Genomic DNA, 7,746 nt, shown 5'->3' on the forward strand with positions numbered 1-7,746 from the left:
GCGGTGTTATTGTGATAATATTTAAGCGGGTTGACCACAGACTCCGGTACCACGACCGAGCCCGCGAAATGGATGACGGCCTCGACCTTGCGCTCGCGGATGATCCGACTGACTAAAGCCTCGTCGGCAATATCTCCCACATAAAGATTGTCAGGCACCTGAACGGCCCAGTCGAAGCCTGTCGACAGGTCGTCCAGTACCAAAACGTCCTCACCTGCCGAGACGAGGTCGATCACAGCGTGACTGCCGATATAACCGGCTCCGCCCGTCACCAATACGCTCATCCTTCGAACTCCGGAATGTTCAGGCCCGCCAACCCGAGGATCGTCAATAAGCGTTCTTGTGAAACAGTCCGAGGAAGGGCGTCAATGCCAGAATCTTGAAATCGAGCCAGGGGGACCAGTTCTCGATGTAGAAGAGATCGCATTCGACGCGCTTGCGCATCTTCTCCGGCGTGTCGGTTTCGCCGCGAAATCCGTTGATCTGGGCCCATCCCGTGATTCCCGGCTTCATTTTATGCCGATTGGCATAGCGTCCAACGAGCGTCGAGTAATATTCGTTATGCGCCAGTGCATGGGGCCTCGGCCCGACCAGCGACATCTCTCCTTTCATAACATTCAAAAGCTGGGGAAGTTCATCAAGGCTGGTGCGACGGAGAAAACGCCCCACCGATGTCACACGTGCATCGTTCTGCTGCGCCTGGCGGATCGCGGGTCCGTCCTCTGAGACAAACATCGTGCGAAACTTCAGGACCGAGAACACGTGATGGTTGAAACCATGGCGGCGCTGGCGGAAGAAAACCGGCCCCTTGCTGTCGAGCTTGATGGCGAGGGCGATGGCGAGCATGACCGGAGCCACGAACAAAAGCAGCAGGCCGGCAAGTATCCTGTCTTCCGCCATCTTGATGATCGGCGCCCAGTCGTCCAGCGGCCGGCGCGCCAGCTCGAGCACCGAGACACCGTTATAGTTGACGATCCCGCGCGGCCGAATCCGGAAGGCCGCCATGTCGGGACAAAGCCGTATGTCCGCCGGCAGGATGGAGAGCTGCTCAAGAAGATTGGCAATCCGCCGGTCGTCGGACAGGGGAAGGGCAATCAGCACTTCGTCGATGCGTTCCAATTGTCCAATCCTGATCAGCTCGGACAATCCACCGGCGACCAGAACCTTCGATTTCGCCGCACGGTCGGGATCGTCGAAGACGCCGATGACGCGCATCCCTTCGCCCTGCAAGGACAAATGCTCGATCAGCCGTTCGGCAATCTCGCCGCCGCCGTAAATCGCAACGTTTCGTGCGAAGAGACCTGCTGCAATCCAGCGCCCCAGGACCAGCTTCCCAAGGTAGCGCGACGTCATCAGCAGGACGATGCTGAACAGGAACCAGCTGATCATCCAGCCACGGGAGAATTCTGCTGAAATTTTCAGCATGTAACCAACGCTCAGCAAAATGAGCGCGGTGGTGCCGAGGCCGACCAGAATGCGCCTCGTCTGGCCGCGAAAGACCGTGAGAGCCTCAAAGGAATATAGCTGCTGGTTCCGAAACGACACTACGGCCGTGAAGCCGCCGACCAAACCGATCACGAAATAGGCGCCGATTTCCTCCGAGCCGTCCCGATAGGCCGCCAGGTAGAGCCACTTCGCCAGAAGGGCGGAGAGCACGATCATCGAGAAGTCGAGCGCCGCCATGGCGTCGGAAATAACACGCTTTGAATGGGGTGCGGGTCGCGGCGCTGGCGCGGTGTTCCGCAGAGGCACTACCGATGGCGCCGAAGAACGGCGAACACCGCTCTCGTCTACCGCCTCGAATTCAGATGAACCGCCCCCAATCTCCGGCATACCCCAACCTTGCGTTCAACTATCCGAATTATCGTAATACACGCCCAGCGCATTTCCTATGCGCCTTGCGACCGCATGACAGAATTTGCGATTTTGTCACAATCAGGCACAGCGGCCGATAAGCGCCGTCCGCTCCGGTCACCCGATTCTCTGGATGAGCATTCTCGCGCAGCGTCGGGGCGCAGCCAGAGGGGGATCGGTCCAGACCGGAGGAAAGGCCATCTTTCCCAGCCAGATCGAAGTCATCAGTTTCGCAGCGGCCGTGGCCTTCTGCAACGAACCAGAAGCCCCCTAATCGCGATTCTTGATCCCTCTTTGGGACGAACGCTCGGTACGAACGATATCCGCCTCGACCATCTCGCGAACCAGCACATCGAAACTGGTCTTGGTCTTCCATCCGAGCACCCGGCGCGCCTTGGAAGCGTCGCCGAGCGTTGCGTTAACGTCCGTGGGCCGAAAGAAGCGGGGGTCCACGGCAACAAGGCGCTCGCCCGTGCGCCGATCCAGGCCCTCCTCTTCAAGACCGGCGCCGCGCCAATCTATTTCACGCCCGATCTGGCGGAAGGCGGTTTCCACGAATTCGCGCACGGACCGGTTCTCGCCGGTCGCAAGGACGTAATCTCCCGGCGCCGGCTGCTGCAACATCAGCCACATGCCCTCGACGTAATCGCGCGCATGCCCCCAATCGCGGCGCGTATCGAGATTTCCGAGCTTGAGGCATTCATCGCTGCCGAAGTGGCGCGCCGCGACCGCTTGCGAAATCTTCCGGGTGACGAAGATCGACGCCCGGTAAGGGCTTTCGTGGTTGAACAAAATACCGTTCGACGCATGGAGTCCATAGGCTTCGCGAAAATTGATCGTCGCCTCGAAGGCCGCATGCTTGGAAACGGCGTAAGGGTTCAGCGGATGAAGCGGCGTCTGCTCGTTCTGCATGCCGCCGCCGGGGGCGTGCCCGAACATCTCGGAACTAGAGGCCTGATAGAACCTCGTCCGACGTTCGTAGCCGAGCTTGACGACCGTATTGAGAAGACGGACGGCACCCGTCGCATTCACGTCGGTCGTATAGGCGGGGTCCTCGAAGCTCTTCTGAATGTGGCTCTGGGCAGCAAGATTGTAGATTTCGCCCGGTGCGATATCGCGGATGAGTTGATGGAGCCGATCGCTCAGCAGCATGTCACAGGTATGCAGAACAAGGTTGGGGCCTGCATCGCCGATGTCGCCGAGCCGGCCGTTCGCGACCCTGGACAGATCGCGACCCAAGCCATGGACAGTATAGCCCTGCTGCAGAAGGAGCTCGGCCAGATAGCCGCCATCCTGCCCGGTTATGCCCGTAATCAGGGCGACAGGCGGTCTGGACATGTCTCTCAATGGAGGAATGGAAGGTAAAGTCATGAACTCCCCGACCTTGTTGCAGGCCCCACCTTCGGGTTGCGAAGTTCGCCGCCCCGACGAACATCGGCGAAGTTATTTACTCAATACCCGTCAGGGCGCTCACGCACTGGCGGTGGACAATGTATCACAATACCAACGGTAGACTTCCGCGATGCCCTGCTCCAATGGCACTTTGGGCGCCCAGCCCAATGCGGCCAGACGAGAGCCGTCCATGAGCTTGCGGGGCGTACCGTCGGGCTTCGTCGGGTCGGTCAGGATTTCGCCCTCGAACCCGACGACCTTGCCGATGGCCCCGGCCAATTCGCGAATTGTCAGGTCGGAGCCCGAGCCGACATTCACATGCTCTTCTCCGGAATAGGTCTTCATCAGGAAAACCAGGGCGTCTGCGCAATCGTCAACGTACAGAAATTCGCGACGTGGCGTTCCCGTGCCCCAGATCGTGACCGAAGGCGCGTGCCTGAGCTTTGCCTCGTGCATCTTCGCCATCAGCGCCGGCATGACGTGAGACGATTGCAGATCGAAATTATCGCCAATGCCGTAGAGATTGGTGGGCATGGCCGAGATGAAATCGCAGCCATATTGCCGACGATAGGCCTGGCAAAGCTTGATGCCGGCGATTTTCGCGATCGCATACCATTGGTTGGTGGGCTCAAGCGGACCGGTCAGCAGGGCCTCTTCGCGCATCGGCTGGGGCGCGAGCTTGGGATAGATGCAGGAAGAGCCGAGAAAGAGGAGCTTCTCGACGCCGACACGGCGTGCCGCTTCGACGAGGTTCGCCTCGATCATCAGATTGTCGTAGATGAATTCGCCAGGGCGCGTGTCGTTGGCGAGAATGCCGCCGACGGTCGCCGCCGGCACGAACACGGCGTTGGGTCTCGAGGCCGCCATCCAGTCCTCGACCTCCGCCTGACGGCGCAGATCGACCTTGTCGCGTCCGACGGTCAAGATCTCGCACGATTCCGAGGCGAGCCGCCGCAGCAAGGCCGAGCCGACCATGCCGCGATGGCCCGCGACAAAGACCTTCTTGCCTTCGAGCGAATAATGCCCGCGCTCAGTCATACCGTGCCTTCCGGTTCTCTTCATGGGCGACAAGTCTCAGATCGGACGCGACCATCTCGGAGACCAGTTCCGGGAAAGTCGTCGTATGCATCCAGCCGAGCTTCTGCTTCGCCTTGCTCGGATCTCCCAACAGCAGATCGACTTCCGTCGGGCGGAAGTAGCGCGGGTCGATCCTGACGACGGTCTTTCCGCTCGCGCTGTCGATACCCTGCTCATCGACGCCGTGGCCCTTCCAGGCGATCTTGCGGCCGATCTCGGCGAAAGCGAGTTCGACGAACTCCCTTACCGAATGCGTCTCGCCCGTAGCGAGCACGTAATCGTCCGCCTCGTCCTGCTGCACGATACGCCACATGCCTTCCACATAGTCGCGCGCATGCCCCCAATCACGCTTGGCATCGAGATTGCCGAGGTAAAGCGTATCCTGGAGCCCGAGCTCTATAGCTGCCACGGCGCGCGTGATCTTGCGTGTGACAAATGTTTCGCCGCGCGTGGGACCTTCGTGATTGAAAAGAATGCCGTTGGAGGCATGCATCGCATAGGCCTCGCGGTAATTCACCGTGATCCAGTAAGCATAGAGCTTGGCGGCCGCGTAAGGCGAGCGCGGATAGAAAGGCGTCCGCTCGCTCTGGGGCGTCTCCTGCACCTTGCCGTAGAGCTCGGAGGTCGACGCCTGATAGAAGCGGGTCTTCTTCTCCATGCCGAGAATGCGGACGGCTTCGAGAATGCGCAGCGTTCCGATCGCGTCCGAATTGGCGGTGTATTCGGGTGTTTCGAAACTGACCTGCACGTGGCTCTGAGCGGCGAGATTGTAGATCTCGTCCGGCTGGGTCTCCTGCACGATACGGATCAGGTTGGTCGAATCCGTCAGATCGCCATAGTGAAGAAAGAGTCGCGCACTTTCGACATGCGGGTCTTCATAGAGGTCGTCGATCCGCGCCGTGTTGAACGAAGACGAACGCCGCTTGACGCCATGCACCACATAGCCCTTGTCCAGCAGCAGCCGGGCGAGATAGGCGCCGTCCTGCCCCGTGATGCCGGTGATGAGCGCGACCTTTGTTGACATGCCAGCTTCGCCTTCATGGTGTTGCATTCGTGAACAGGCTTGTAGCGAGATTGCAGGATCTTTGAAATGCCCGGCGAGCCGTTCCCCGGCATTTTGCCGTCTGAAATAAAGCGATGAATTCCCGTTCAGCCCCAACTGAGCCACTGCGGAGCCGAAATCCATTTCCCATCAAATCTTAGTGGCGTAAGGCTGCAGCGTCGTATGCGAAGATTATTCTGCGCACGATATTTATGTTATGTTAAATTATTAACCAAAGCGAACCTCACCTTTCACCATTCCGACTTCTGACTGCCCCGAAACAAATATGGACCGACAACCCCATATGACGCGCCCGACCGGCACTGACATCGACGACACAGGAATCGCCGCTTGCATCGACGTTGCCCGGCGGGCCGCGGCTATCGCGCAGGGGAAGAGCATGGAAATGCCCGGCAGCGCGATCGACGCGGCCGGCAGGCGTTTCGACGGCTGGTTGCTCGACAAAACCTTGCCGCTCTGGTGGACAAGCGGCGCCGACCGAGCCGGCGGCTATCATGAGCAGCTCGGACATGACGGAACGGCCGTCGACATGCCGCGCCGTGCCCGCGTGCAGGCAAGGCAGGTCTATGTCTATGCGATGGCCGGGAAGCTCGGATGGGCGGGCCCGTGGCGGCAGGCGGCGGGACACGGGTTCGATTATCTTCTGGCGCGCTACCGGCGGCCCGATGGCCTGTTTCGCACGCTTGTCGGCGCCCGGGGTGAGGCGATGGACGATACGGCTATGCTCTACGACCAGGCCTTCGTCCTTCTCGCCTGCGCATCGCTGCACCGAGCCGATCCCACCGATAAGACCCCTTTACAGGTTGCCGCTGCCTTGCGCGAAGCGATCGACGCATCGATGCGGCATGATAGCGGCGGCTTCGCGGAGGCGGCTGGACACAGGTTTCAGTCGAACCCGCACATGCACATGCTCGAGGCCACACTCGCCTGGGCGGAAGCCGGGGGCGACAGAAGCTGGGAAGCGCTCGCCGGGGAAATCGTCGAGCTCTGCCTCAGCCGCTTCATCGACCCGGAGGGCGGCTTTCTGCGCGAAGCCTTCGGTGCGGGGTGGGCGCCCGCCGAGGGCGACGCCGGCCGTATCGTGGAGCCCGGACATCAGTTCGAATGGGCCTGGCTGCTCGAGCGCTGGGGCCGGCGGACGGGGGACTTGCGCGCGCGTGTTGCCGCGCGGCGCCTGTTCGTCTCTGGCCTCAAGGGCGTCGATATCGAGCGCGGCGTCGCCGTCGACGAAATGTGGGATGACATGCGAATCAAGAGCCCGCGCGCACGGCTCTGGCCGCAGACGGAAAGGCTGAAAGCAGGACTGTTGCTGGCACAGACGGAGAATGCGGCCGCGCGGGACGCCTATCTCGACGATGCGCGCATGGCGGCCGCCGCGTTGTGGTCCTATCTGCAAATGCCGGTCGACGGACTCTGGCGCGACAAGATGCGCGAAGATGGCAGCTTTGTCGAAGAACCGGCACCGGCAAGTTCGCTCTACCATATCGTCGCGGCGATCGCGGAATTGCGGTCGATTGCCGATCCGGCGTGACGCAAAGCGAAGCTGGCAGCGTCAGGCGGCCTTGCGAAAAATCGCCCGCAGATAGATGCCGTCGACGGTAGGCGTCGAGAAATCCATCTCGCCCTTTCGGAGCGTCGCCTTCAGCCTCTTGCGTATGCCGGCCGGCAGCCAGGATGCCAGGTCACGCAGCATATGGCGAAGCTGGCGCTTCCCCTGCCTGGAGGGCCCCGCGGTAAAAATTTCCAGCAGTTTCAACTCCGGCACTTTTCCGGCGGTTTGCCGGAGTGTGTCCTCGTTGAAGAAGAGGACATGAGGTTCGTCAAATCCCGCCACGCCGACCGAACGCGGATCGTCGTTGGGAACCTCGACGACAAGGAGGCCACCCTCGCCCAGCGCCGAGGCGGACCGCGCCAGGGCCCCAGCGGGATCGATGAAATGCTCGAGCACATGCGACATGACGATCGCGTCATAAGGTCCGTCGGACAATGTCGCCGTGCCGATGGCCGCCGGCCGGTCGATCGAGGCGTCTATCTCGTCCGTATACAACTTCACGTCCGGAAAGCGCGCGCCGACCGCCAGCAGATTGGCGCCATAACCGGCGCCGACCTCGAAGACCCGACGAACGGGTTGCGTACCCCGATATCGCTCCAGCAAACCCGCCAAGGCCTTGCCTCTGGCCCGCAGATGCGGCGTTTCAACGCCATTCTCGTTCATGGCGATTCCCGCCACCGCGCGATACTTGTCACGGTAATAGAGCGAGAGCTCATCGTCGTCGATCAGCGACAGGTCTGCCTGCCCCAGCCCGCAGGACTGACAGACATAGACGTTCCGGTCGCGATAGATGTCGCGAAAGAATTTC

The 7,746-nt window shown here is 60.9% G+C and carries 7 protein-coding genes; 1 reads left to right on the forward strand and 6 read right to left on the reverse strand.

Annotation, left to right across the window (positions count from 1 at the left end; genetic code table 11):
* The 5 genes from VMR03_RS00855 to gmd (VMR03_RS00875) form a co-directional block, all read right to left on the reverse strand.
* The coding region (locus tag VMR03_RS00855; RefSeq protein ID WP_325401327.1) for an NAD-dependent epimerase/dehydratase family protein at positions 1-284 on the reverse strand (284 nt) is incomplete at its 3' end.
* 43 nt (positions 285-327) lie between these two features.
* Positions 328-1,683, reverse strand: a complete 1,356-nt coding sequence (locus tag VMR03_RS00860) for an undecaprenyl-phosphate glucose phosphotransferase (protein WP_325401329.1) — start codon at positions 1,681-1,683, stop codon at positions 328-330.
* 441 nt (positions 1,684-2,124) lie between these two features.
* A complete protein-coding gene (gene gmd / locus VMR03_RS00865; RefSeq protein WP_325401331.1) occupies positions 2,125-3,192 on the reverse strand; it encodes a GDP-mannose 4,6-dehydratase in 1,068 nt (355 codons plus the stop codon).
* A gap of 132 nt (positions 3,193-3,324) precedes the next feature.
* Entirely contained in the window at positions 3,325-4,284 is a 960-nt protein-coding gene (gene fcl, locus VMR03_RS00870) for a GDP-L-fucose synthase (RefSeq protein WP_325401333.1), read from the reverse strand.
* On the reverse strand, positions 4,277-5,347 hold the full coding sequence (gmd, locus tag VMR03_RS00875; protein WP_325401335.1) for a GDP-mannose 4,6-dehydratase: 1,071 nt from the start codon (positions 5,345-5,347) through the stop codon (positions 4,277-4,279). Before gmd (VMR03_RS00875) ends, fcl begins: the two co-directional genes overlap by 8 nt.
* Positions 5,348-5,765: 418 nt before the next feature.
* On the opposite strand from gmd (VMR03_RS00875), the gene VMR03_RS00880 reads away from it, so the two are divergent.
* A complete protein-coding gene (locus tag VMR03_RS00880) occupies positions 5,766-6,917 on the forward strand; it encodes an AGE family epimerase/isomerase (RefSeq protein WP_325401337.1) in 1,152 nt (383 codons plus the stop codon).
* Positions 6,918-6,938: 21 nt separating this feature from the next.
* On the opposite strand, the gene VMR03_RS00885 is transcribed toward VMR03_RS00880, so the two are convergent.
* Positions 6,939-7,746: class I SAM-dependent methyltransferase (locus VMR03_RS00885; protein WP_325401339.1), on the reverse strand; the 808-nt coding region annotated here is incomplete at its 5' end.

Origin of the sequence: Parvibaculum sp., from assembly GCF_035511255.1 — a bacterium.
In the GTDB taxonomy this organism is placed as follows: domain Bacteria; phylum Pseudomonadota; class Alphaproteobacteria; order Parvibaculales; family Parvibaculaceae; genus Parvibaculum.